The 24,578-nt window shown below is 62.0% G+C and carries 18 protein-coding genes and 1 pseudogene; 13 read left to right on the top strand and 6 right to left on the bottom strand.

What is annotated here, in order from left to right; all coding sequences use genetic code 11:
- The first annotated feature begins 25 nt into the window (after nucleotides 1–25).
- Complete coding sequence (locus I601_RS08745) at nucleotides 26–1,483, top strand: tyrosine-protein kinase domain-containing protein (protein WP_068108335.1); 1,458 nt, start codon at nucleotides 26–28, stop codon at nucleotides 1,481–1,483.
- A gap of 579 nt (nucleotides 1,484–2,062) precedes the next feature.
- Here I601_RS08745 and I601_RS08740 read toward each other — a convergent pair.
- A complete protein-coding gene (locus tag I601_RS08740) occupies nucleotides 2,063–3,898 on the bottom strand; it encodes a polysaccharide biosynthesis protein (RefSeq protein WP_068108332.1) in 1,836 nt (611 codons plus the stop codon).
- A gap of 255 nt (nucleotides 3,899–4,153) precedes the next feature.
- Here I601_RS08740 and cysD point away from each other — a divergent pair, with 255 nt between their 5' ends.
- The 12 genes and pseudogenes from cysD (at nucleotide 4,154) to I601_RS08695 (ending at nucleotide 18,178) form a co-directional block, all read left to right on the top strand.
- Nucleotides 4,154–5,068 carry a sulfate adenylyltransferase subunit CysD gene (gene cysD / locus I601_RS08735; RefSeq protein ID WP_068108329.1) on the top strand — a complete coding sequence of 305 codons (915 nt, stop codon included), beginning with the start codon at nucleotides 4,154–4,156 and terminating at the stop codon, nucleotides 5,066–5,068.
- Between the two features lie 44 nt (nucleotides 5,069–5,112).
- Nucleotides 5,113–6,363: a sulfate adenylyltransferase subunit 1 gene (locus I601_RS08730; protein ID WP_068114610.1), complete on the top strand. Its 1,251-nt coding sequence runs from the start codon at nucleotides 5,113–5,115 to the stop codon at nucleotides 6,361–6,363.
- A gap of 423 nt (nucleotides 6,364–6,786) precedes the next feature.
- Entirely contained in the window at nucleotides 6,787–7,383 is a 597-nt protein-coding gene (locus tag I601_RS20780; protein WP_084527371.1) for an acyltransferase, read from the top strand.
- 8 nt (nucleotides 7,384–7,391) lie between these two features.
- Nucleotides 7,392–8,480, top strand: a complete 1,089-nt coding sequence (locus I601_RS08725; RefSeq protein ID WP_068108326.1) for a DegT/DnrJ/EryC1/StrS family aminotransferase — start codon at nucleotides 7,392–7,394, stop codon at nucleotides 8,478–8,480.
- Complete coding sequence (locus tag I601_RS08720) at nucleotides 8,480–9,493, top strand: Gfo/Idh/MocA family protein (RefSeq protein WP_068108323.1); 1,014 nt, start codon at nucleotides 8,480–8,482, stop codon at nucleotides 9,491–9,493. The genes I601_RS08725 and I601_RS08720 overlap by 1 nt, the downstream gene beginning before the upstream one ends.
- Nucleotides 9,490–10,776, top strand: a complete 1,287-nt coding sequence (locus I601_RS08715) for a nucleotide sugar dehydrogenase (RefSeq protein WP_068108320.1) — start codon at nucleotides 9,490–9,492, stop codon at nucleotides 10,774–10,776. The genes I601_RS08720 and I601_RS08715 overlap by 4 nt, the downstream gene beginning before the upstream one ends.
- A gap of 228 nt (nucleotides 10,777–11,004) precedes the next feature.
- Entirely contained in the window at nucleotides 11,005–12,168 is a 1,164-nt protein-coding gene (locus I601_RS20775; protein WP_084527369.1) for a glycosyltransferase, read from the top strand.
- Nucleotides 12,169–12,499: 331 nt separating this feature from the next.
- Entirely contained in the window at nucleotides 12,500–13,744 is a 1,245-nt protein-coding gene (locus tag I601_RS20770) for a lipopolysaccharide biosynthesis protein (RefSeq protein WP_084527367.1), read from the top strand.
- Nucleotides 13,745–14,736: 992 nt separating this feature from the next.
- Nucleotides 14,737–14,890 (top strand): annotated as a pseudogene (locus I601_RS21975) (transposase); the annotation flags it as partial.
- A gap of 82 nt (nucleotides 14,891–14,972) precedes the next feature.
- The gene (istA, locus tag I601_RS08705; RefSeq protein WP_068108317.1) at nucleotides 14,973–16,298 is read left to right on the top strand and encodes an IS21 family transposase; all 1,326 of its coding nucleotides are present in this window, start codon (nucleotides 14,973–14,975) and stop codon (nucleotides 16,296–16,298) included.
- A complete protein-coding gene (gene istB, locus I601_RS08700; RefSeq protein WP_068108315.1) occupies nucleotides 16,295–17,095 on the top strand; it encodes an IS21-like element helper ATPase IstB in 801 nt (266 codons plus the stop codon). Before istA ends, istB begins: the two co-directional genes overlap by 4 nt.
- Nucleotides 17,096–17,161: 66 nt before the next feature.
- Entirely contained in the window at nucleotides 17,162–18,178 is a 1,017-nt protein-coding gene (locus I601_RS08695) for an IS3 family transposase (protein WP_084527363.1), read from the top strand.
- A 239-nt stretch (nucleotides 18,179–18,417) separates the two neighbouring features.
- Here the strand turns inward: I601_RS08695 and I601_RS21355 are convergent, their stop codons facing one another.
- From I601_RS21355 to I601_RS21970, 5 genes are all read right to left on the bottom strand, one after another.
- A complete protein-coding gene (locus I601_RS21355) occupies nucleotides 18,418–18,999 on the bottom strand; it encodes a glycosyltransferase (protein WP_169834678.1) in 582 nt (193 codons plus the stop codon).
- A gap of 1,161 nt (nucleotides 19,000–20,160) precedes the next feature.
- On the bottom strand, nucleotides 20,161–21,030 hold the full coding sequence (locus tag I601_RS20755) for an O-antigen ligase family protein (RefSeq protein ID WP_169834677.1): 870 nt from the start codon (nucleotides 21,028–21,030) through the stop codon (nucleotides 20,161–20,163).
- Nucleotides 21,031–21,413: 383 nt separating this feature from the next.
- Nucleotides 21,414–22,535, bottom strand: a complete 1,122-nt coding sequence (wecB, locus tag I601_RS08690) for a non-hydrolyzing UDP-N-acetylglucosamine 2-epimerase (protein ID WP_068108308.1) — start codon at nucleotides 22,533–22,535, stop codon at nucleotides 21,414–21,416.
- On the bottom strand, nucleotides 22,532–23,650 hold the full coding sequence (locus I601_RS08685) for a polysaccharide biosynthesis C-terminal domain-containing protein (RefSeq protein ID WP_068108305.1): 1,119 nt from the start codon (nucleotides 23,648–23,650) through the stop codon (nucleotides 22,532–22,534). The genes wecB and I601_RS08685 overlap by 4 nt, the downstream gene beginning before the upstream one ends.
- Complete coding sequence (locus I601_RS21970) at nucleotides 23,647–24,567, bottom strand: NAD-dependent epimerase/dehydratase family protein (protein WP_418303095.1); 921 nt, start codon at nucleotides 24,565–24,567, stop codon at nucleotides 23,647–23,649. The genes I601_RS08685 and I601_RS21970 overlap by 4 nt, the downstream gene beginning before the upstream one ends.
- Nucleotides 24,568–24,578 lie beyond the last annotated feature (11 nt).

Here is a 24,578-nt window from a genome sequence, read left to right as displayed (position 1 = left end):
TCACATCGATCATGGGAGCCCCGGCATGGAACTGAAGGACTATCTGCGCATCCTGAGGCGCCGGTGGCTGATGGTAGTCGCGTCGACCCTGATCGTCGTCGGGGCCGCGTCTGCCTTCACGTTCACTGCCACCCCGCAGTACCAGTCGACGGCCCGGCTCTTCGTCTCCACCTACGGAGATGGCGGCAGCGGTAGCGGCGACGTCAGCAGCGCCTACCAGGGTGGCCTTTTCAGCCAGCAGCGCGTCTCGTCGTACGCCGTGCTCGTCGGCAAGAGCGAGAGCCTTGCCCAGAGCGTCGTCGAGGACCTCGACCTCAGCCTGTCGGCCAGCGAGCTGCGCAGCAAGGTTTCGGCCACTGTTTCGCCCGAGACGGTCCTGATCGAACTGTCCGCGCTGGACGCCGACCCCGTCCAGGCACAGGCCATTGCGCAGGCCTACGCGATGGGCTTGAGCGATCTCGTCCGCAAGCTGGAGACGCCTGCCGGCGCGGACGACCCGTTAATCAAGGCCAGCGTCGAAGATGATGCCTCGCTCCCCTCGTCCCCGGTCACCCCTCAGCCCGTCCGCAACCTGGGCTTGGCGTTCGTGCTCGGCCTGCTGCTCGGCTTCGGACTGGCGGTCGCCCGCGAGCTGCTGGACACGAGCGTGAAGACCGTCGAGGACGTCTCGACGACCACCGAGGCCCCCCTGCTCGGCTCGATCGCCTATGACGCCTCGGTCAAGACCGAGCCACTCGTCAGCACTCTGGACTCGCACGCACCGAGGGCCGAAGCCTTCCGGGTGCTGCGCACCAATCTGCAGTTCGTCGACGTCGATGCAGCGACCAAGGTCTTCGTGGTCACGTCGGCCTTACCGGGCGAGGGCAAGACCACCACGGCGGTCAACTTGGCTCTCACGCTGGCGCAAGCTGGACAGAAGACGCTCCTGATCGAGTGCGACCTGCGTCGCCCCAAGGCGACCGCTGCCCTCGATCTCGATAGCTCCGTCGGGGTCACGACCGTCCTGCTCGGGAAGGTCAGCTTCGAGGACGCCTTGCAGGAGTACGCAGCCACCGGCCTGGCGGTCCTCGCCAGCGGAGCCATACCGCCCAACCCGGCAGAGCTGCTTCAGTCCCGCGCCATGACCGAGCTCCTGACACGATGCCGGGAACAGTTCGACACCATCATCATCGATGCGCCGCCGCTGCTGCCTGTCACCGACGCAGCCTTGCTCTCGACCCAGGCCGACGGCGCCATCCTGGTCGTGGCGCATGGCAGGACGACGAAGGACCAGCTCGCGCAGGCCGCCCAGCGCCTGGGTGCCGTCGACGCGGCGCTGGTGGGCGCGGTGCTCAACATGACCCCCTCGCGACGTGGTCGCGGATACGGGGCCAGCTACGGCTACGGCTACGGCTACGGCTACGCCCCTTCCGCACCCGAGCCCACCAAGCCTCACCGCAGCGACCGCTCTCGCCGCCGCGGTAGCGACAAGGCCGCCGACTGATCTAGTGCCCGCTTGGGGACCGGCTCAACTGATCCGCCGCTCCGCTACCGGAAGACGCGAACCGTGGCTTCGCTCGGATCGTCGGACGCGTGGCCACATATACGGAACGAACCACCGCAAGCATGGACGCCCGGCGATTACACCGCGCCTGGAACCGGCATCACCGAACGAGCCCCTGCCGAAAAGCGTCGTGGTTGTTGTCTTGGCCAGGCCTCTTCAGGTGTTGGTTGCGGCAGCGTAGGTCAGGTCGAACGCCATCGCTGCAGCCTGCCACGCCGCGTGCACGGCGAACGTGACTGAGGGCAAGTGCGCCAAAGCGGCGTACTGCAGATTGACGCCCCAGGCTGCGCGGTGGTGATGTGGCCGCGTTCGGTGCTATCAGCTGCGCCGGGCCGGCGGCCCTGGGGTCGGTGGCGTCTAGGAAGATGCGCAAGCGCGCGGCGTCGAACAGCGGCTAGGCCCGGATGCAGCGCGCGCCGTCGGGTCACCGCACACGACGACCTTGCACCGTGCCACCGAGCGATCGACTTGACGACTTGCCGGACCTCAGTTCTCTGCCCAGCAGGTGGCGCCGCCCGGTCAGGCCTCGACCCACTCCACCACGTCGCGCTGACGGTCTAGAGCGGTCGCGCACAGCTCCTCCAAGGCGCGGCACACCTCACGTGAATCACCGACCGTGGGCAGGCTGGCCACCTCGGCCTCGCTGACACCAGCCACTGGCACGTGGCTCACACTGTCGTGGGACGGCTTCACGTTCTCGGGCTCGCAGTCGCCGAAGAGCTCCTCGTGCATCTTCTCTCCGGGGCGCAGGCCGGTGAACTCGATACGGATGTCGCGCCCCGACTGCGCGATGAGCCGCTCGGCCACCCCCAGGATGCTGATGGGCTCGCCCATGTCGAGCACCAGGGCCTCGCCTGCGGACCCGATGGCGGCGGCCTGGATAACGAGCTGGCAAGCCTCTTCGATGGTCATGAAATAGCGAGTGACATCGGGATCGGTGACCGTGACCGGCCCGCCCCGGGCGATCTGCTGGGCGAACGCGGTCAGCACCGAGCCCCGGCTGCCCAACACGTTGCCGAACCGGACCGAGAGGTAGGAACCCTCGACCATCTGCGAGCGCTGCGCTGTCAAGCACTCGGCGACCCGCTTGGAGTAGCCGAGGACGCTGGCCGGGTTGGCCGCCTTGTCGGTGGAGATGTTGACGAACCGCTCCACCCCGATGGCGTCGCAAGCATCGAGGACGTTGCGGGTGCCGATCACGTTGGTCTTGACGGCCTCGGCGGGGTACTGCTCGAGCATCGGGAGGTGCTTGAGCGCTGCCGCGTGGAACACAACCTCGGGACGGCGCTCGCGGAACAGCATCTGGACCTGCTGGGCATCGCGAATGTCGCAGAGCACGACGTCGTCGGAATCGAGCAGAGCGCGCCCGTTGAGCGACAGCTGCACCGCGTGCAGCGCCGACTCGTCGCGGTCGAGCATCATCAGTTCAAGCGGGTCGAACCGGGAGATCTGGCGGCAGAGCTCGGAGCCGATCGAGCCGCCGGCACCGGTCACCAGCACGCGGCGGCCGGTCAGGTAGCCCGCGATGGCGGAGATATCAGTGTCCAGCTGGTTGCGCCCCAGCACGTCCTTGAGGTCGATGTCGCGAATGTCGCGGATGTCGACCCGCTCCCCGATGAGCTCGGTCGCGGCCGGCAGCACCTTGACGATGAGGCCCTCATGGACCGCGAGCGCGCGCAGCCTCTCGATTACTTCCGCAGAGGCACTCGGGAGCGCCAGGATTACGTGCGCCACACCGTGGGCTCGCGCGATCTCGCCCATCTGTGCCGTTCCACCAAGCACCGGTACGCGACGGATCTGACGCTGACGCTTCATCGGGTCGTCGTCGAGGAGCCCGACCGGAGTCCACGCACGAGAGGGGTCGCGCAGCATCGAGGCGATCAGGTCGGCGCCGGCCTGGCCGGCGCCGAGCACGATCACACGCCGCCCAGGGCCGGAGACCGCCTCCCAACGACGCTCCTGCAGGCGGCGCCAGAGGGCGCGCGCCCAGGCCACGACGACGATGGCCAGCAAAGACGCCCCTACCGGAACTGTGCGCGGCACCACCTGGATCACCAGGTTGACCGAGAACATCACTCCCCCGGCAAGCCCGATGCTGATCGCGATCGCGATCGCCTCCTCCAAACTGCCCGTCCTGGCGCGCCCGGCGTGCAAGCGGAAGCTGAGACCAATCAGGCAGTAGATCACCCAGGAGACCACCGCGAGAGCGGTCAGCGTGAGCCAGGGAACGACGCCACCGTCGGTCGGCTGATAGCGCAGCAGCGCGAAGCCCCAGTAGGCCAAGGCCCAAGCCCCAAGGTCATAGGCGAGTGTCACCGGACGACGGTGACGGCGTATGCGCTCGGCAAGTTCCACGAAATGACCCCATGTCCCAGGGCCCCGTGGGTGGCGGGGCCCCGATGAGCAGTGCGATGTGCGTGTCGGACGACCTGCAAACGATAGATCCAATGTAAAGGGAAGTCACATGCGCGGCTCCGCTGGTCAAGACCGCACGCTCCCGACCAAGTCAGAGGCGCCGCGGAGAGCTTCGCAATCCAACTGCGGTTGAACTGTCCACGTGGCTGCGGTCTACGATGGCCCGCGCCCCCCTACTGGAGAGGTCCTCTACGCATGACCGACACACACGCCGACTACCGGCTGAGCCAGCTCGACCAGCTGGAAGCGGAGTCGATCCACATCTTCCGCGAGGTCGCGGCCGAATTCGAGAAGCCCGTCTTGATGTTCTCGGGCGGCAAGGACTCGATCGTGATGCTGCGCCTGGCCGAGAAGGCGTTCTATCCGGCGAAGATCCCGTTCCCGGTCCTGCAGGTCGACACCGGGTACGACTTCCCCGAGGTCCTCGCCACCCGCGACAGCTGGGTGGACCGCCTCGGCGTCCGCATGATCGTCGCCAGCGTCGAGGAGGCGATCGCCACCGGCGTCGTGGTCGATGACGGCAAGACCAGCCGCAACCGGCTTCAGATCGGCACCCTGCTGCACGCGGTCGAGGAGAACGGCTTCACCGCTGCCTTCGGTGGCGGTCGCCGCGACGAGGAGAAGGCCCGCGCCAAGGAGCGCATCTACTCCCACCGCGACGAGTTCGGCCAGTGGGACCCGAAGAACCAGCGCCCCGAGCTCTGGAACCTCTACAACGGCCGCCTGCACCAGGGCGAGCACATGCGGATCTTCCCGATCTCGAACTGGACCGAACTCGACGTCTGGGACTACATCGGCCGCGAGGGCATCGAGATTCCCAACATCTACTTCTCCCACCAGCGCCGAGTCTTCGAGCGCGACGGCATGCTCCTCACCGAGAGTGAGCACAACCCGTGCAAGAACGGCGAGATCGCGTCTGAGCGCACCGTGCGGTTCCGCACCGTGGGCGACCTGACCATGACTGGCTGCGTCGAGAGCACCGCCAGCACCGTCGAGGAGATCATCGAGGAGGTGGCCGTCGCCCGCGTCACGGAGCGCGGCGCCACCCGCGGCGACGACCGATTCTCGGAGGCCGCCATGGAGGACCGCAAGAAGGAAGGCTACTTCTGATGAACGCCACCCCCACCGACACCGGCGCCGCAGTCACCGCTGGCATGGACCTGCTCCGCTTCGCCACGGCAGGCTCGGTCGACGACGGCAAGTCGACGCTCATCGGGCGCCTGCTGCTCGACTCCAAGGCGATCTTCGAGGACCAGCTCGAGGCGGTCGAGGCCACCAGCCTGTCCAAGGGCTTCGACTACACCGACCTCGCGCTGCTGACCGACGGTCTGCGCTCCGAGCGCGAGCAGGGCATCACCATTGACGTTGCCTACCGCTACTTCGCGACGCCCAACCGCAAGTTCATCATCGCCGACACTCCGGGCCACGTGCAGTACACCCGCAACATGGTCACCGGCGCCTCCACCGCCGACCTGGGGCTCGTGCTCGTCGACGCTCGCCAGGGCCTCACCGAGCAGTCCCGCCGCCACGCGGTGATCCTCTCGCTGCTGCGGGTCCCCCACCTGGTGCTCGCCGTGAACAAGATGGACCTCGTCGACTTCTCCGAGGAGATCTACAACAAGATTCACGCCGAGTTCACGCAGTTCGCCACCAAGCTCAACATCCCTGATCTTCAGGTCATCCCGATCTCGGCACTGCAGGGCGACAACGTCGTCACCCGCTCCGAGAACATGGACTGGTACTCAGGGCCCACGCTCATGCACCACCTCGAGCATGTGCACGTCGCCTCCGACCGCGACCTGATCGATGCCCGCTTCCCTGTGCAGTACGTCGTGCGCCCCAAGTCGGACGAGCACCACGACTACCGGGGCTACGGCGGACAGGTGGCTGGCGGTGTGCTCAAGCCGGGCGACGAGGTCGTAGTGCTCCCCAGCGGCATGACCAGCAAGATCGCCGGCATCGACCTCTTCGATAGGGAGCTCACCGAGGCCTACCCGCCAATGTCGGTGACCGTCCGCCTCGAGGACGACGTCGATGTGTCGCGCGGCGACATGATCGCTCGAATCCGCAACGCGCCCAAGCCCAGCCAGGACATCGACGCGATGATCTGTTGGATGACCACGGCGCCGCTGAAGCCGCGCCAGAAGCTGGCCATCAAGCACACGACCCGCACCGGTCGGGCATTGGTGAAGGACATTCAGTACCGACTCGACATCAACACATTGCACCGCGACCTGGAAAGCAACGAGCTCGGCGTTAACGAGATCGGACGGGTACAGTTGCGCACCACAATCCCACTGCTCTGCGACCCGTACTCGCAGAATCGCGCCACCGGTTCGTTCATTCTTATTGACGAGGCAACCGGCGCTACCGTTGGCGCTGGAATGGTGAACAGCGGAAACTGAAGTTCCGCTCTTGAGCCATGGGCGGTGGCCATCCGCAAAACCGGCGCCGCCCTCTTCAGAGCCCGATGTAAACGATGAATGCAGCACCAGGAGAACCTTCGAGTAATCGCCACAAACTGGCCGGGGGTCGTGTCGAATGGGGCCAGTTCACATTCTCTAACCGGCGCCGGGGCTCGAGCGAGCACCTTGCAGCAATCAAAAACCGCGCTGGGAAAGCGGGTCGTCAACGACGCGACTGCACGGCGACCTCCCGATACTTCTGTTCCTCAGTCAGACACCTGTAGGTGACCAGCGCCATTGAGATCCTGCCATCTAGCGGACTTCGGTCACCTTGGTCGCAAAAAATATTCGGCACCTGGACCATCATCGACCAAGATGGATCGGCTCGGGGTGCCGTCCGGAGCACGTCTAGAAAGTGTTGGCATGACAGTTAAGATCGCCGGTTCCGCCGACGTGGATGAACGTGCCCGCATAGGCGATGGCTCCTCGGTTTGGCATCTCGCCCAAGTGCGGGAGCACGCCGAGGTAGGTGAGAACTGTGTGATTGGACGGGGCGCCTACATCGGGAGCGGCGTCAAGCTAGGCGACAACTGCAAGGTGCAGAACTATGCCCTCGTGTACGAGCCGGCCAATCTAGGCGCCGGTGTGTTTATCGGCCCCGCAGTCGTGCTCACCAACGACACCTACCCGCGGGCAGTAACTGCTGACGGCGATCTGAAGTCCGCTTTGGATTGGAAAGCCGTCGGCGTCACGATCAAAGACGGCGCATCAATCGGGGCACGGTCCGTTTGTGTGGCCCCTCTAGCCATCGGCGCCTGGGCTATGGTCGCGGCCGGATCTGTGGTCACCCGAGATGTGCCGGATCACGCTCTTGTAGCTGGCGTTCCAGCCAAGCAGATTGGCTGGGTCGGCCATTCCGGGCAGCGTCTCATCGAAGAGCCGGACGGCGCGTGGTACTGCCCCGCCGCCAACTCACGATACTTAGAAACGAACGGCAGCCTCGCCGTCGCCAAGGAGTAGAGGAAACTGTGGACGAGTTCATTCCCCCCGCCAAGCCACTGATCGGCGACGAAGAACGCGAAGCGGTTGATCGCGTCATGCGAAGTGGCATGATCGCCCAAGGCCCCGAGGTGTTGGCCTTCGAAACCGAGTTCGCCCGACACTTCGGGCTAGGCCGAGCATGCGTTGCGGTCAACTCGGGGACCTCGGGGCTTCACCTAGGGCTGCTCTCCGCAGGTATCAAGCCAGGCGACGAAGTCATTGTGCCCTCTTTCACCTTTGCAGCCACGGCCAACTCGGTGGCTTTGGCCGGCGCAACGCCGATTTTTGCGGACATTGATCGCGAGTCATTTTGCCTCGACCCGGCCAGCGTTGAGGCCTCGATCACCGACCGCACCACTGCGATCATGCCGGTACACCTCTACGGCCACCCGGCCGACATGCCCGCTCTCCAAACGATTGCCGACAGGCACGGGCTGCAGGTCCTCGAGGACGCGGCTCAGGCGCACGGTGCCTCCCTGGGCGGTACGCCGGTCGGTGCCTTCGGGTCGTTTGGCATGTTCTCCCTCTACCCGACAAAGAACATGACCTCGGGCGAGGGCGGCATGGTCTCGGTGGCCAGCGGCGAGATCGAACGACTAATGCGCCTCTACCGAAACCAGGGCATGCAGCGGCAGTATGAGAACGAGGTCGTCGGTTTCAATAGCCGCATGACCGACATTCACGCAGCCATCGGTCGAGTCCAGTTGACCAAGGTGAACGCTTGGACCGCCAAGCGACAGAATAATGCAGCCTTTTTCAACGCGCACCTGGAGGGTGTGACTCCCCCTCCGGTCGCCGAAGAAGCTGTGCACGTCTACCACCAGTACACGGTGCGGGTCACAGATGACCGAGACGGATTGGCTGCAGCTCTGAAGAATGAATACAACATCGGGACGGGAATGTTCTACCCGATCCCGAACCACCGGCTCGCGCCTTTCCAGGCCGAGGTCGACTTGCCCCGTACAGAGTTGGCAGCTCTTGAGTGCCTCTCACTCCCCGTTCACCCGTCGGTAACCCGCGATCAAATGGAGCGCATCGTGACTGCTGTTAACAACCTAGCCAAGGCCGGCGCCTGATGGCGGACCTTCGCGTTGGCCTGGTCGGCATCGGCATGATGGGTCGGAATCACGCCCGTGTACTGAACTCTATCGAGGGTCTAAAACTCACAGCGGTTGCCGATCCAGCAGGTGACAAGCATGGGATGGCCGGCGAGGCTAAGGTTGTCACCTCGATCGGCGAGATGATCGAGGTCGGCGTCGACCTGGCAGTTGTTGCCGTACCGACAGCTTTCCACCTCGCCGCGGGACTCGAATTGGCAGACGCGGGTGTACACACACTGATCGAGAAGCCTTTGGCAGCTGACAGTGCGGAATCGGCCGCCTTGGTCGACGCTTTTGAGGGCGCTGGCCTCGTCAACGCCGTCGGTCACATTGAACGCTGCAACCCGGCACTGCGGTCATTGAGGTCTCGCCTGGAAAACGGCGACCTTGGCGAGATCTACCAGGTAGCCACCCGCCGCCAAGGACCTTTCCCGAACCGCATCGACGACGTAGGAGTGGTCAAGGACCTCGCTACCCACGACATCGACTTAACGGCGTGGGTCATCCAGTCGCCTTATGCGAAAGTAGCTGCTTACACTGCCCACAAGAGCGGCAGGGTACACGAAGACTTGATCTCGATCACCGCGAAGATGCAGGACGGCACCGTTGCCAGCCACCTCGTCAATTGGCTTTCCCCACTTAAAGAGCGCGTTACAGTCGTCACCGGCGAAAAGGGTGCGTTCGTTGTCGACACACTGACCGGTGATCTCGTCTTCCACGAGAACGGGGTTATCGACACTGAGTGGGGTCAAGTGCGAAACTTCCGCGGCGTCACTGAGGGCAACAGCACACGCTACGCGATCCCTAAACCCGAGCCCTTGCGCGTGCAACACGAAAACTTCCGTGATGCCGTATTGGGCTCGGGCACAGATATCGTGACCATGCGCGAAGGTATGGCCACCGTCGCAGTTGCCGATGCCTGCATTTTGGCGGCCAATGAAGGCCGCACCATCGTTATAGACGAAAGCGGAGCGCCCACAACACCATGAAGATCGCTGTCATCGGCCTCGGCAAAATCGGCTTGCCCCTAGCAGCACAGTTCGCCAACAAGGGCCACACCGTCGTCGGCGTCGACATAGCCCCCAGCACCGTCGCGACAATTAACGAAGCTGTAGCACCATTCCCTGGCGAGGCACAGTTGGGTGAATACCTGACTCGCTTGGTGCCGGCAGGGAAGTTGCGTGCCACCACGAACTACGCCGACGCAATCCCCGAAGCGGACGCAGTAGTCGTGGTCGTCCCACTCTTCGTGGACAACGACGGCAGGCCCGACTTCGGCTGGATGGACAAAGCGACAGCTGACCTGGCCGCTAACCTGACCAAGGACACTTTGGTCGCCTATGAAACGACCCTGCCCGTTGGCACTTTGCGCACTCGGTGGAAGCCACAGCTCGAACACGGCAGCGGACTGATCGAAGGGACTGACTTTCACGTCGTGTTCTCTCCCGAACGTGTTCTCACTGGACGAGTCTTTGAGGACCTCCGCAAGTACCCGAAGCTCCTCGGCGGGCTTAGCTCCGAAGGCGCCAAGCGGGCTGTCGCTTTCTATGAGCAGGTGCTCGACTTCGATGAGCGCCCAGACCTCGAGCGCGGTAACGGGGTCTGGGATCTCGGCTCGGCCGAGGCCGCTGAGATGGCGAAACTCGCCGAGACGACATATCGCGATGTCAATATCGGCCTGGCCAACCAGTTTGCAAAGTTCGCCGAGACTGCCGGCATTGACGTCTATCAGGTGATCGAAGCGTCGAATTCGCAGCCCTATAGCCACATCCACCGCCCAGGCATTTCCGTCGGCGGCCACTGCATTCCCGTATACCCACGCCTTTACCTTTCCAATGACCCGGACGCCACAATCGTTCGGGCGGCCCGCGAGGCCAATACTCAGATGCCGGCCCATGCAATTGCCCGGCTTCAAGTCGAATACGGCGATTTAACTGGAGCTCGCGTCGTTGTGCTGGGCGCAGCCTACCGGGCCGGCGTCAAAGAGACGGCCTTCTCAGGTGTTTTCGATTTAGTTCGGCACCTCGGGGAGGTGGGCGCGATTGCTAGCGTCCATGATCCCCTATACACACAACCTGAATTGACAGGGCTGGGGCTCACGCCTCATACGTTTGGGGAGAGCGTAGACGCGGCTGTACTGCACACCGACCATCCCGAATATAGACTATTGACGCGCGACGACTTGCCCAACGTGCGCCAAATTATTGACGGCCGCGCAGCCATAGCGGCGGGCAAGTTTGAATGTCCGGTCCACGTTATAGGAACTCCCTGACCACTGACTTATTCAAGGACGTTGCTCTGCCGGCACTACGGACAGGGTTGAGGACATTCTGCGGCACCTCCCCCCTAATAGATGGTAGTCCCAATCCTCAGGCATTCCCCTAAAGCGAATGCAGTGCCTGAACCTTGTACAACGCAGTCAGCTCGAATCCTGCCGACTTGGTCGGAGTCCTTCACTCAATCCCCCAATCGATCAAACAATTATAGCGAGAGGCCATAGATGAAGATTGCCTTCGTCTGTATTGGGGACCCATTCACAGTCAGCATGTTGTATAAAGAGAATTATATGATCCGTGCCGCCGTAGAGGACGGCCATGACGTGATCGTCATTGCGTCTGATCTAGAATGGCATGAGGGAAAGCGCCGAAGACTTCCTGTTCCGCGCGTCTCAATCGAACATGGCTACAAACTCTTCCGAATCCCCTTTAGGAAGATGGGCCCTCGACGGGTCACCGAGAAGCTACGCTATGCGCCGACTCTACGAAAAATTTTATTGGCGCACGAACCCAATATTGTGTACTTCAACACCGCACAGTTGCCCGGTATCAAACTAGCGAAACAACTCAAGGCCAGGAACAGTCAAACTCGGATAGTCTGTCACTTCACCACCACGTATGACAACAGTGGCCGGAACTTCATCTCCCTGCGCATACAACACGGCATGCTCTACCGCCGATGGCTGAAAGTGGCTCTGCCATACATTGATGAATTGTTCTATGCTGCACCCGAGTCTCTCGCGTTCCTTTGTCAAGTATATGCCATTCCGGCACATCGGTTGTCATTTTTACCACTGCCCGGGGAAGTATTCCCTGTGGAGTCGCGGCGACTTTCTCGCAAACAGTTTCGGGACCGTCATGATTTTACAGACACCGAGATCGTCTACCTGCATGCCGGAAAGTTTGATGCAGGAAAGCAGACCGTGCAGTTGCTCGAGTCTTTCCATGACGCAAAAGACCCAGATTTTCGGCTAGTTCTAGCTGGCACCCTCTCGCCCAGCATAGAGGCCAGCGCGTCGCGTATTATTGAACTCGATCCACGAATAATCCATCTCGGATTCCTATCCGGCGCGGAACTCGTGAAAAGTATCTGCGGCTCCGATGTGTACCTACAGCCCGGAACGGTCTCGCAGACCGCTCAAACGGCGATTTGCTGCGGTCTCCCGGTTGTCGTAGGGAACCATCCCATTTATAGGGACCTTTGCAAGGATAACGCATTCCTAGTTGAGTCAGCAGCCTCGCTGACGCATATTTTTCGCGCCATATCCCAGGATCGTCATGTTCTGGAGTCTATGTCAACTCATTCGTTTTATGTTGCAGAGAATCATTTGGATTTCAGAATGCTATTCAGGCGAGTCGCGTTGGCCGATGCTGTCGAGGGACCATGAATCTTTTGGGTCTCGGATGGGACAAGTCGGTGAGTGGCTCGTGCTGGTTCCAGAGGGTGCGAGGATACAATCGCCTGCACCCACTTGGACTTGCTTCTCTCATCTCCAGCGGGCCATTGAAGGCCCAGTGCGGTATTCCTCTACGTTCACTCAACCTGGCATGAGGGCCGCTCATATTTCTGCTCTCTCTGCACGGGGAAAGTGACACAATCATGCAACCATTTACTACTCGTCCAGAAGCAAAGCACTTCGAGTCCAGTGATTTCACGTGAGATCTAAGAGTCCCTTCCCGCAGACGCGCTTGCGAGCCAGGCTTTCGCGGCTGCGTGGCATGCGACGGGGAAAGTCTGTGGTCCAGGTTGCAGGAGGAAACGTTTCGGCACAGGTGCTGGCGCTCCTTGCATTGCCTCTTCTATCACGGCTTTACTCGCCGGAGGCGTTCGGGGCTTTATCTGTGGTAGTTGCCGTGTCGATGCTGCTGTCCAGCATAATGACATTGAGACTTGAGGCCGCTATCGCCAATGCGCTCGATGCCGCGCACGCCAAGGCCTTGGCGCGCCTCGGTTTGTGCGTTTCGGGAGTCATTGCCACGTTGCTCCTCGTCGTCGGATACATGTATGATGGTTCATATATTTCGTTGGCATTATCTACCCATTATCTGCGTTGGACGATATTGTGCACACTTCTCACGAGTGCGTTTGTCATCCTGAGTCAGCTTTTCATCTGGGAGGGCAAGTTTCGCCTACTGGGTTGGAGGTCCTTCTGGCAGGGCCTGGTCGCGACCCTGGCCAGCCTCCTCCTAGGGGTGGCTGGCGTGGGCATTGGATTGATAGCGGGTCAAATACTTGGCCGTATCGCGGCAATCTCCGTAATGGCCGCCCCTCCGCGTGGGCGCGGCCGAAGCATTCCATTCTCCCGGGCGATCCGAATTCCGGGCCTGTGGCAGTATCCCGTTCTGTTCACGCCTGCGGCACTTTTGAATATTGCCGGCAGCCAATTGCCACTGCTGCTGACTGCTGCTTGGTTCGGTGCCGAAGCGGCCGGACTTTTGGGTGTGGCGCAGCGCGTCCTCGTCATCCCGGCCGCGGTAGTCGGACTCGCTATCAGCCAAGTGTTCCTCGGGAAGCTAGCTGAGATCCGTCGATCATCCAAGCCCGATCAGGGCACTCTGACGCGCAGTATTCTGGCGATACTAATTCCCATCGGGGCGGCGATCACTCTAGCCGCCATCGTACTCGCGCCCCTAGCGGATTGGATGTTGGGAGAAGAATGGGCAGGCGTGAGCGACTACATAAGAGCGACGTCTGTTGTTTTCGGTTTCTCCTTCATCGCGGCACCGCTACAACAGGTTCTAGTGGCGAACGCTCGGGGCGCTGTAAACTTGGGTCTTGACGCATCACGGGTCGCAATGGTCCTTGGTGCTGCGTTAGTTGCCCGCGAATACAATTTTTCTGCCATAAACGTTGTCTTAGCCATGTCAATTGCGCAAGGCGTCAACTACATCCTTACGATATGGGCAGGATGGAGAAGTGCCCGTGTTTGGGACGAGAGGCACGCGGACCCGGTACCTGACTAGATGGCCGCCTGCCCCGCCCGCTCAACGTAACGCCCCGAACTCAAGGCCAGAACTTGCATCGACCCGGCGGCTCCACTGGGGCTTTGAGAAGGCCAAGTTTGGCTGCTCACCCTCCGTGGTAGATTTTCGCGAACGCCAGCCCCCTGGCTGGGGCTGTCCGGACAATGTTGTGAGTGGCTCGACACGCTGACCCGCTGGGTGGCGAGATGGAGTCAGGATGACCGAAACGCTGAGGTCTGAATCGCCCGGGTCTGATGGAGGCTCTGGTGTGTCCCTGGTCCTACGGAGTCTGATTTTCTGGATTTTGGTGCCTGACACCAGGAGGACAGATGGGACGACGGGGCTACCCGGCAGAGTTTCGACGCAAGGTCCTCGACCTGCTCGAGGACGGCAAGAGCGTCGCCAGGGACTGCTGCACGATCTCGACATCAGCGACCAGACGATCTACAGCTGGCGACGCCAGGACCGGATCGACTGCGGCCTTCAAGCAGGGCTAAGCACCACCGAGAACGCCGAGCTGGCCAAGGCAAAGAAGCGGATCGCCGAGCTCGAGGCTGAACTGGGAAAGGGGTCGCGTTGGACGACGCCGGCATGGCCGGGGACTCCTTCAACAGCTCCCGCACCCGCGGCTCGTGGACGTCGAACGTCGATGGTGCCTTCGGCCGGACTTATCGCGGCGGGGTCGGAGGATTCACCGCCCTAGTGACCGTTACGCGCGCGATCCCAGATGTCTGGCTATCGCCCGGATCGACATCTGCTCCTGCACATGCAGACGCCGGATCTCAGCCCAGTCCTCCACTGTCTTCTGAATCGCCCCGGGTCTGATGGAGGCTCTCAATCCATGGAGGATGAGAGTCATGGCAGCACCCAGGAAGTACCCCGAGGAGTTGCGTGAGCGGGCCACTCGCATGGCGGTGGAGTTCAGGCAGGACCCGGCCACGAAGCAGGGCGCGATCGCTCGGGTGGCCGAGCAGTTGGGCATGCACCGCGAGACGCTGCGTGGGGTGGGTTCGGCAGGCCGAGGTCGACGGCGGTGTCCGCCCCGGGACCACGACCAGCGACGCGCAGCGGCTGGCCGAGCTCGAGCGGGAGAACCGCGAGCTGCGTCGGACCAACCACATCTTGAGGACGGCCTCGGCATTCTTCGCGGCGGAGCTCGTGTCGCTGCCGGGTGAATCCTGACCCCCTGGTGCCGATCGAATCCTGACCCCCTCGGCACTGTGAGGGAGTGATCATGACTGAGGACTGGGCTGAGATTCGACGGCTGCACAAGTCGGAGCAGATGAGCATCAAGGCCATCGTGCGAAAGACCGGCTTGGCGAGGAACACGGTGCGTGCCGCGTTGGCCTCGGATACGCCGCCGAAGTACGAGCGGGCTGCGGTGGGGTCGATGCTCGACGCCTACGAGCCACGGATCCGGGCTTTGCTGGCGGAGTTCCCCTCGATGCCGGCCACGGTGATCGCCGAGCGGATCGGGTGGGCGAACTCGTCCTCGGTGCTGCGGGCGAAAGTCGCCCAACTGCGTCCGCTGTATGCCCCCAGCGATCCCGCGGACCGTACGAGCTATGTCGCGGGAGAGATCGTGCAGTGCGACCTGTGGTTCCCCGGCAAGGGCATCCCTGTCGATGTCCACGCTGGGTCCAAGACCGCGACCTGGGTCGGCGGGCGGCCCGCGGTGGATCTGCCGGTGTTGACGATGGTCGCGGCGTTCTCGGGTTTCATCATGGCCACGCTGTTGCCGTCCAGGAAGACCGGCGATCTGGTGGCCGGGATGTGGCAGCTCCTGACGGGCCTGGGCGGGGTCCCCAAGATGCTGGTGTGGGACAACGAGGCCGGCATCGGCCAGCACCACCGCCTGACCCTGGGCGCCAGGTCGTTCGCCGGCACGCTGGGCACCCGGATCTATCAGACCGCGGCACGTGACCCCGAAGCCAAGGGGATCGTCGAGCGGGCCAACGGATTCCTGGAGACCTCCTTCATGCCTGGACGCGAGTTCGACTCCCCGCACGACTACAACACCCAGCTCACCAGCTGGCTGCCGCGCGCGAATGCTCGGATGCTGCGCCGCACCGGCCAGCAGCCCGGCGTCCGGGTCACGGCCGATGTCGCCGCGATGGGGGCACTGCCGCCGATCGCGCCGTCGGTGGGCACCACGGTCCGGGTCCGGCTGGGCCGCGACTACTACGTGCGCATCGCCGGGAACGACTACTCGGTCGACCCGGGCGTGATCGGCCGGTTCGTCGATGTCCACGCCGGCCTGGACACCGTCACGATCACCTGCGCCGGCACCAGCGTGGGAGTCCACCAGCGGTGCTGGTCGACCCACCAGACGATCACCGACCCGGTCCACGTGGACACTGCTGCCGGGCTACGCACCGCGTTCCAAGCCCGCACCGCTGGCATGCGTGGCCCCGCCACAAGGCCGGTGTCCGGACTCGGTGCGGTCGTCGGCGTGCGGGCGTTGAGCGACTACGACGCGCTGTTCGACCTGGCCCCGGCAGTCACCGACGAGGTCGCTGTGGCCGCGCGTGCGCGACTGGAGGTCGTGCGATGACCACACCCACCGGCAAGGTAAGGGGCAGCGACCTGTTCAGTGAGGTCGCGTTCCTGGCTCGTGAGCTCAAGACCCCGGTGATCAACGAGACCTTCGCTGTCCTGGGCGACCAGGCCCGCGCCGAGGGCTGGTCGCACGAGGAGTACCTCGCGGCCGTGCTGGGCCGCCAGGTCGCCTCACGCACCGCGAATGGGACCCGGATGCGGATCGCGGCGGCGCACTTCCCCGCGATCAAGACCATGGAGGACTTCACCTTCGACCACGTCCCTGCCGCGACCCGCGACTTGGTCGCGCACCTGGCCACCACCACGTTCATCGCCAAGCGCGACAACGTCGTGCTCCTCGGGCCGCCCGGGACCGGGAAGACGCACCTGGCGATCGCGTTGGCGATCAAGGCCGCCGAGGCCTCCTACCCGGTCGCGTTCGACTCCGCGACCGGGTGGATCACCCGCCTGGCCGCTGCCCACGAGCAAGGCCACCTCGAGCGCGAGCTGCGCAAGCTCAACCGCTACCGGCTGCTGGTGATCGACGAGGTCGGTTACCTGCCCTTCGACACCGCCGCCGCGTCGCTGTTCTTCCAGCTCATCGCCAGCCGCTACGAGACCGGCTCGGTCGTGGTCACCTCGAACCTGGCGTTCTCACGCTGGGGCGAGACCCTCGGCGACGACGTTGTCGCCGCAGCCACCATCGACCGCCTCGTCCACCACGCCCAGGTCATCGCCCTGGACGGCGAGTCATACCGCACCCGCGGACACCGAACCGGGCCACCCCCGGCCACGCGCACCAAGACCATCTAGCACCAACGAACCGCTCGAAGGGGGTCAACTTTCGATCGGCAAAAGAGGGTCAGTTTTCGGCCGGCGTTGACAGCTCGACCGCCCCACCACCAAGTAGTCGCCTACCTCGACGCCCACCGCCACGACGTGGTCGACGGGCGCGAGGTCGGGGTCGAGCCGATCTGCGCTGCACTCAAGGAAGCCGGCGTGCAGATCGCCCCGAGCAGCTACTACGCCGCCAAGACGAGGCCACCCTCGGCACGTGCGGTTCGTGACGCTGACCTGGGCGAGGACATCAAGACCGCCCACAAGGCGAACCTCGGTGTCTACGGTGCCCGCAAGATCCACGCCGAGCTCAACCGCGAAGGCGTGCGGGTGGCACGGTGCACCGTCGAGCGCCTCATGCGAGCCGAGGGCCTGCGCGGGATCCCGCGCGAGAAGACCCGCAAGACCACGTTCGGTGACGGCGCGGAGACCGAGCGTCCGGAGGACCTCGTGAACCGCAAGTTCGTCGCCACCGGTCCGAATCAGCTGTGGGTGGCCGATCTGACTTACGTCCGCACGCACGCCGGGTGGACCTACGTCGCGTTCGTCCTCGACGTCTTCAGCAGGATGATCGTGGGCTGGCAGGTGTCCACCAGCCTGCGCACCGACCTCGCCCTAGATGCCCTGGACATGGGGCTGTGGACCCGACAGCGGGCCGGCCACGACGTCACCGGTCTCGTGCACCATTCGGACAGAGGAGTCCAGTATCGAGCGATCCGCTACACCGAGCGGCTGGCCGAAGCCGAGGCCGTTGCGTCGGTCGGCTCGAAGGGCGATTCCTACGATAACGCGATGGCTGAGGCGTTGAACTCGCTGTTCAAGGCCGAGTGCATCCGCAACCCCGTCATGCGACCCAAGGGCGGCTGGAAGAGCGTCGGTGACGTCGAGATCGCCGTCGCCGAGTACGTCGACTGGTTCAACCACCGACGCCTTCACGGCGAGATCGGGCTCGTCCCACCAGCCGAGTACGAGACCACCCACTGGGCACGACGGCAGACCAGGATCACGCCAGAGAACTACCCTGAAACACCCGTCCCGACCGGGGCTGGTTCCAAGTAATCGAGCCTCCACGAAACCCGGAGCGATTCACTTCACCCAGTCCATCGTGGTCGGGTGGCCTACTTTTCGGGGAGCGCTACTGGCCTAGTTTTCGGGGAGCGTCGACACGCACAACTCGGTCGCGGACCTGTTCGCGACGGTGTCTACTTCACGCACGCCGGCAAGCCCTGGCAGTGACCGACCAACGAGCACAGCAACGGCCTGCGCCAGTACTTTCCCAAGGGCGCCGACCTAAGGAGTTACACCACCGACTGGCGGGGTGGTGACCCCTGTCCGTATTGCTCAGCCAGATGCATTGCCTCACGGTAAAGCTCCACCCACTGATCAAGAACTCCTTCCGGCGAATAATTCGCATCAACAAACTTTCGCGCCGCCTGTGACAGGGCGGCTCTGTGAGCGTGGCTCTCGACAGTCAGAGCCAGAGCGGACTCAGCCAGCATGTGAGGGGCATTCCGGACGACGGCATGAATCCCGTCTAAAACATCGGTTCCCTCGAAAGCGACCGTGGTGCCGACCGCGCAGGCTCCGCTGCCTAAAGCTTGTATCGACCTGTTCTTGAGTCCGGTGCCCACTGTGTCGGGAAGGAGTATTACGTCAGACGACGAGAGCGCTGCTTGTAAATCCGTCACCCAATCTACGAACACACACGGCAAGCCTTCAGCGGCCTCGACCAATGCCGGGGTGGCTGGGGCTCGCCCGAGAACCACTATGTGGATTCCCTCGTTATGGAGAACGTTCGACAGCGGTTGGAATCCCAGGGTGAGCAGGTCCTTCACGGCGTCCTGCTGATGGCCCTGTGTTAAGTCAGCCCAGATCGTCATCTTCCTTCCTTGTTGCTCATGCTTGGCGGTCGACTCGTCACCCGTTGCAACTTTAGGAGGCAGCATCACAGGGACCGAGCGCACTGTTGCGAGGCCAGTGCCGCGTCGCAGATACGCAGCGTCTGCTGCCGAGACGACGTGCAAGACGTTCCGAGGTTCACGGGTTAGCCGGCCCTCTAGTTGGGCGTACATCCTCGCAGCGACCCAATGTACGAACTTCTTCTGTCGCCCACTCGTCTTAGCCCCCATCCTAGCCTGCCTGAGCGAGCCAGGATCCACCAGACTTAACACGACGGGAGATTCGTCGCCATGTCGTCGTAGCGCGCAAATGGCAGCGCCGTCGCAGTGCACAACATTAGCTGATCCGCCACGCAAGGCTCTGCGGAATTGAAAGTAAAGCCGAGGGTAGACAAAAACACCCAGGCGGGTGAAATTCAAAGCCGCAAGCGCCGTAAGACTCAGACCCTTCGGCAAGGGCATTACGACGAAGGAGGCTCCTGTTTCACGAGTCGCTCGCTCAACGTCAAACAATTTGCTATCTCTTATGCCCCCTATCGCCTCCACGCTATGTCCAGCTAGATGCAATTGCCGCATGAGCACAAGAAATTGCTCATGCATCCCGTTCTCCGGGGGGCAGGTGAGGTCTGGAAAGATGAAACGAATCTTCAAGTCAGATCATCCTTTTATAGGATCCTATGGGCGTCGCTGGATTGTGAGGCAGTGAGCCTTGCTGTGGGCGAGGACACGAGTTTAGCCTTTCGTCCGTTGTTCAGAGGGCATTGGCTCGCGCTCTCCGGAGTATGGCCACTGAGGTCCACAACCGGCACTTCTATCGTGTTGGCATAGCGCGACTCTAAGCCGTCATCGGTGCTTAGGCACGGGAGGAGCCGGGCACGGCGTTCAGCCTTCGGTGAAGGCAGTCACTTAGCCACCGAAACTGGAACCTTTCTGGTGGGGCAGGTCAACCTGTCACCAGTTTCTGCAGCAGACCCCTCGGATGGCTCACGCCGATAAAGTTCGAAATAACCGCATCACCACCCTGGCATGAGACCAACGGAACCCGGCTCCGCGGAACGAGGCAGACCAAGGGCTCCAGATATGCTGGGGCAGTTCAGATAGCACCTTGGCTACATCTACCTCTCCGCTTTTTGTGGCGCTAGATCACGGGCCGACTTTCGCACCTGTATGTGAGATGTCATTCACATTCACTTCGCGGTCACCGATCAGACGGAGAGCGATGCCCACCAACCAAAGATTCCCAACCGTCAGGTAACTGCCGGAAAACATCAAGCTCGCAAGAATTACTGTAAAGATCCCCCCCAGCATTGCGCCTCCGAGTTCATTGCTAGAAAATCCACGACGCAACGCGCGCGTACTCCAAATGGCACCCCACACCAGCGCCAAGGCGCCGAAAATTCCAAAATCTACAATCAATTCGAGAATCAAATTGTGAGGGTAAATGAAGTAGTCCAACCTTGCAGAAAAACTTCCGACACCGCTACCGAATATAGGATGTTCGAGGAACTGGTCCCACGCTTGCGTATACAAGTAGGTTCTTGCTTCGTCTTGGCCGAGCGAACCCTGAATCTTTGCCACGCCCACACTTTCAACTTCCAAGGCGCTCACAAACCGCCAGGCCGCCACAGTCGATCCGATGAAGAGGATGGTCAAAATTGGACGAGTCCGCAGTACCCCTCCACCAAAGAATACCGCTAGCGAACAAACACCTACGGCAATAAGTCCCCCTCGGGATCCCGAATCGACTATTAAGTAAACAGACACGAGCATGGCTGCTATATGCAAAGTCCTCCAACTCACGCGCTGGGCCTTGCTCAACATGACCAAATGAATGGCAAAGGTCACGACCATTGATGCACCGATAGCAAGGTGTGAGGCGCCGCCGACTCCGGCGGCAGAAGTCTCTGCGATAGCCCCCGAATCTCGCGCCCCCGCTACAACCATGAATACCGTTGAGATGCTGCTGACTACGATCAACGGGTGCGGTAGCAGCGTAATGTCCCGTCGTCGCATGCTCATCCCAAGAGCTACCGATGGGACTGCAATGGTTAAGAAGAGCCAAGCAAAACGCGCCATTGCGTACGACCCTGGATACCTCACTACCCCAACCGCTACAGAACACGCAACGAAACTGAAGATCGCCACTGCGACAAGGTCACGCCTTGTAACCTTATAGTGCCGCGTCCAGGCGCGCACGGAGGCTCGAATCAGAATCAATACGCAAACCAAGCCTAGAACTGCTTTATAAGCCTTGTAACTAGGCCCCTCGCCTAGATACGTCGTTCCCAATGCTCCATAAGCCCCGAAAAAGATGCCGTCACTGAACAGTACGACTGCGAAAACCCAAGCCGACCAGGAAGCTCGCGCTAACCTAGCTGGAGATTGACGAGCGTGACTCACCTACGAATTCCAGCCCATTGATGATGCCGTCCCGCGGTCGACGAAATAAAGCGCACTACTCGGCGACTGGTGTCATGGACCTCGTACCCGGCGGGACACGACGAAGTGATGGCTCCGTCGGCCATCGCGAGTCCGACCGAACGCACTACATCGCTGATTTCAAGGCCGGACATAAGAATTGAGCCACTATCGAGCGCTTCTGGACGCTCGATAGAATCACGCAACGTTACAGCGGGGAATCCTAGGATCGACGATTCCTCTGCAATCGTCCCTGAATCGGAAAGAACGCAAGCGGCCTCGATCTGCAACTTATTATAGTCGTGGAAGCCGAAAGGTTCCATAAAGTCAATTCCTGACAACTCCAGTTCGGTTTTCAACATTTCGAGACGGTTGCGGGTTCGAGGGTGCGTAGACACAATTATGCGCCTGCCAAACGTTTCGCGCACGGCCACAAGGCAGGCCAGTAGTTTCTCGAGACGGTCGGGCAGGTCGACATTCTCCTCGCGATGTGCGCTGACGAGGAAGTAGTCCCTCGATGCAAGGCCGAGCCTTTTCAAGACATCGGAACTGTCAATCTGCGCGCGGAACGTTTCGAGCACCTCCCGCATCGGCGAGCCGGTCACCATCATGCGCCGGGGATGCAGTCCCTCAGCCAATAGGTTGCGGCGTGCATGCTCGGTGTAGGCAAGGTTGAAATCGGCGACGTGATCAACGAGCCGACGGTTCGTTTCCTCCGGCACGTTCTCATCGAAGCAACGATTACCCGCCTCCATGTGATAAGTCGGAATGCGCATCCGCTTACCCATCACTGTCGCGATGCAAGAGTTTGTGTCTCCGAGCACCAGCATCGCGTCGGGTTTCTCTTCCAGCAGTACTTTCTCAGTCCTCATCAGCACACCGCCTAGCACCGTGCCCAGACTGGAGGTGTCCACTCCCATGTAATGGTCTGGTGCTCGCAGCCCCAAGTCCTGGAAGAAGACCTCGTTGAGGTTGTGGTCGTAGTTCTGACCGGTGTGCACGAGCACGTGCTCGATGCCCTCAGTGTGGTCGAGTCGGTGGATCACGCGTGCTAAACGGATAATTTCGGGGCGGGTGCCGACGACGGTCATGACCTTCATGCGGGTGCCTCCTGGCTTATGCTCTCGGGGTACTGGTCCATGCTGTCCGGATAGAGCAATTGGTCCGCCCAGAACATGGTCACCAGCTCGGTGCTACCCACGTTCCGGATGTTGTGAACCCACAATGTTGGCATGTCTACGAATGATGGCTCATCGCCACTGAGACGGAACGTGACCACGTCGTCGTGCAACAGACGACGCAACTCAATCTCAGCCTCGCCCTTCACCACGAAGAACCGCTCTACCTTATGGAGATGGTAGTGTTCCCCGCGCTTCTGACCAGGAAAGGTTGTGGACACAAATGCCATGCCAGGGCCGCCATGAGATCGTACTGTCTCGAACAGATCGCCACGATTGTCAGCGTGCACGCGCGGAGAAATCGGCCACATTGCTGGAAAAGTGGCTGCCCGGTAGGTATTGAATAGGTTACGACGCATCGGAGAGGAAATGTTCGGCACTTCCCCTCGGTCGCGGTAGACCGCGTGAAACTCACGGAAAAACTTGAGAACACGCGTAATCTCGATGGGTTCCCCACTCACAATTTCACGAATGTCGGAGCCCAAGGCGCCGATTAACGCAGCGGCTGCATCCTGAGCGTGCAACAACTCGATCGAGCGGTCACCGGATACGACCGGTGCACGCCCGGCGGCCACCTCGTGGGCGAAGGTCGCGACGAACGAGTTGTACCCGGGACGACCGTGCTCACCAAAGATGTTCGGAAGCAGGAGATCCGCGAAGCGGCCACCCAGATCGCCAACGGCCTCACGCAAAAGGTCACCCGAGGCCCGCTTGCCCCGGCCGTAGGGGTTGTCTAGATCGGCCTGCACCGAGTTGGCGAAGACGACATCGACAGGGCGGTCCAGCGCAGTGAGCGCGTTAGCTAGCCTCCGCGCCAGCTGCACGTTGCCTTGCTCAACCGCTTCGTCGGTTTCGGCCCGGTTGACGCCGGCGATGTGGATCACTCGATTCACCCCGCTCAACCGCCTACGCAGAAGTTCTGGGTCGGCAAAGTCCTCCCGCCCGAGGCGCACCGGCTCGTCACCATGGAGGGCACGCAGGCGGCAGGCGGTATGCCAGCCAAGAAATCCGTAACCGCCGGTGATCGCGACGGTCATGCTGATTCGTCCAGTCCTAAGGCCTTCCAGCCGTGCCGCCCCACCGGCGGGCGCCACCCCGATTCGGTCAACCAACTGTCGGCCTGCTCTTGACCCAGCCATAACAATTCAAGACGGCGCGCGTTCGCGGCCGTGGGCCTGTGTAGGCGCCCGACCGCTCTGGCGGTTCGGACTGTGACCACTGCGAGCCAACGGGGAATGCGCACTGGCTTCCGTCCTCCGGATAGATCTTGCATCAACGACGTCACCGTGACCCCCTCGGACGGGTGATGAACGGCGCTCGGTATTGGACCCTTCACGGTTGCCAGGTAGGCGATGGCGGAGGCCACATTGGGCAAGAGCGCCTGCGGCGTGTGCTGGGTACCCGGGCTGGCCACCGTTGAAGCAAATGAACCCGCGATTCGGCGTATCATTCGCGTGACTCTGCGGCTCGGCGCGTGGACGGACGGCGGTCTGTACCGCACCGCCTCGATGCCCTCGGCCAAATTCCGCACTAACACCTCGCCCATGATTTTGGATGACGAGTAGGGCGAAAATTCCCGCAGTTCCTCGGTGGAGTCGAGCATGGGCCTGTCGTTCTGCACGACTGCTGAGCTCACGTGAACGAAACGACTTACCCCTGCGTCGAGCGCGGCGCGTATCAGTATGGCGGGCAGCAAAGCATTGGCCCCAAACAGACAATCCTCGTCCTGGGACGAGGCGTCTGGGTTGCCTGCGGCGTTGACCAAGACGTCAGCATCACTCAACGCAGCGACCAACATAGGCGGCTTTGGGAACTCACGAGCTGCTCGAGCCAGCGAGCTCTCATCTCGGGCGGTGGTGCTCAATCGGGGCGCTGGCACTAGTCGCACCTCGCAGGCGTCGCCAAGTGCTACTGCAACAGCCGATCCAACGAACCCGCTACCACCGACAAGCACGATTTTGGTCG

The sequence above is a fragment of the Nocardioides dokdonensis FR1436 genome (genome assembly GCF_001653335.1).
GTDB lineage: Bacteria > Actinomycetota > Actinomycetes > Propionibacteriales > Nocardioidaceae > Nocardioides > Nocardioides dokdonensis.
Note: the sequence above shows the minus strand (reverse complement) of the source record. Positions and strands in the feature narration are given on the sequence as shown.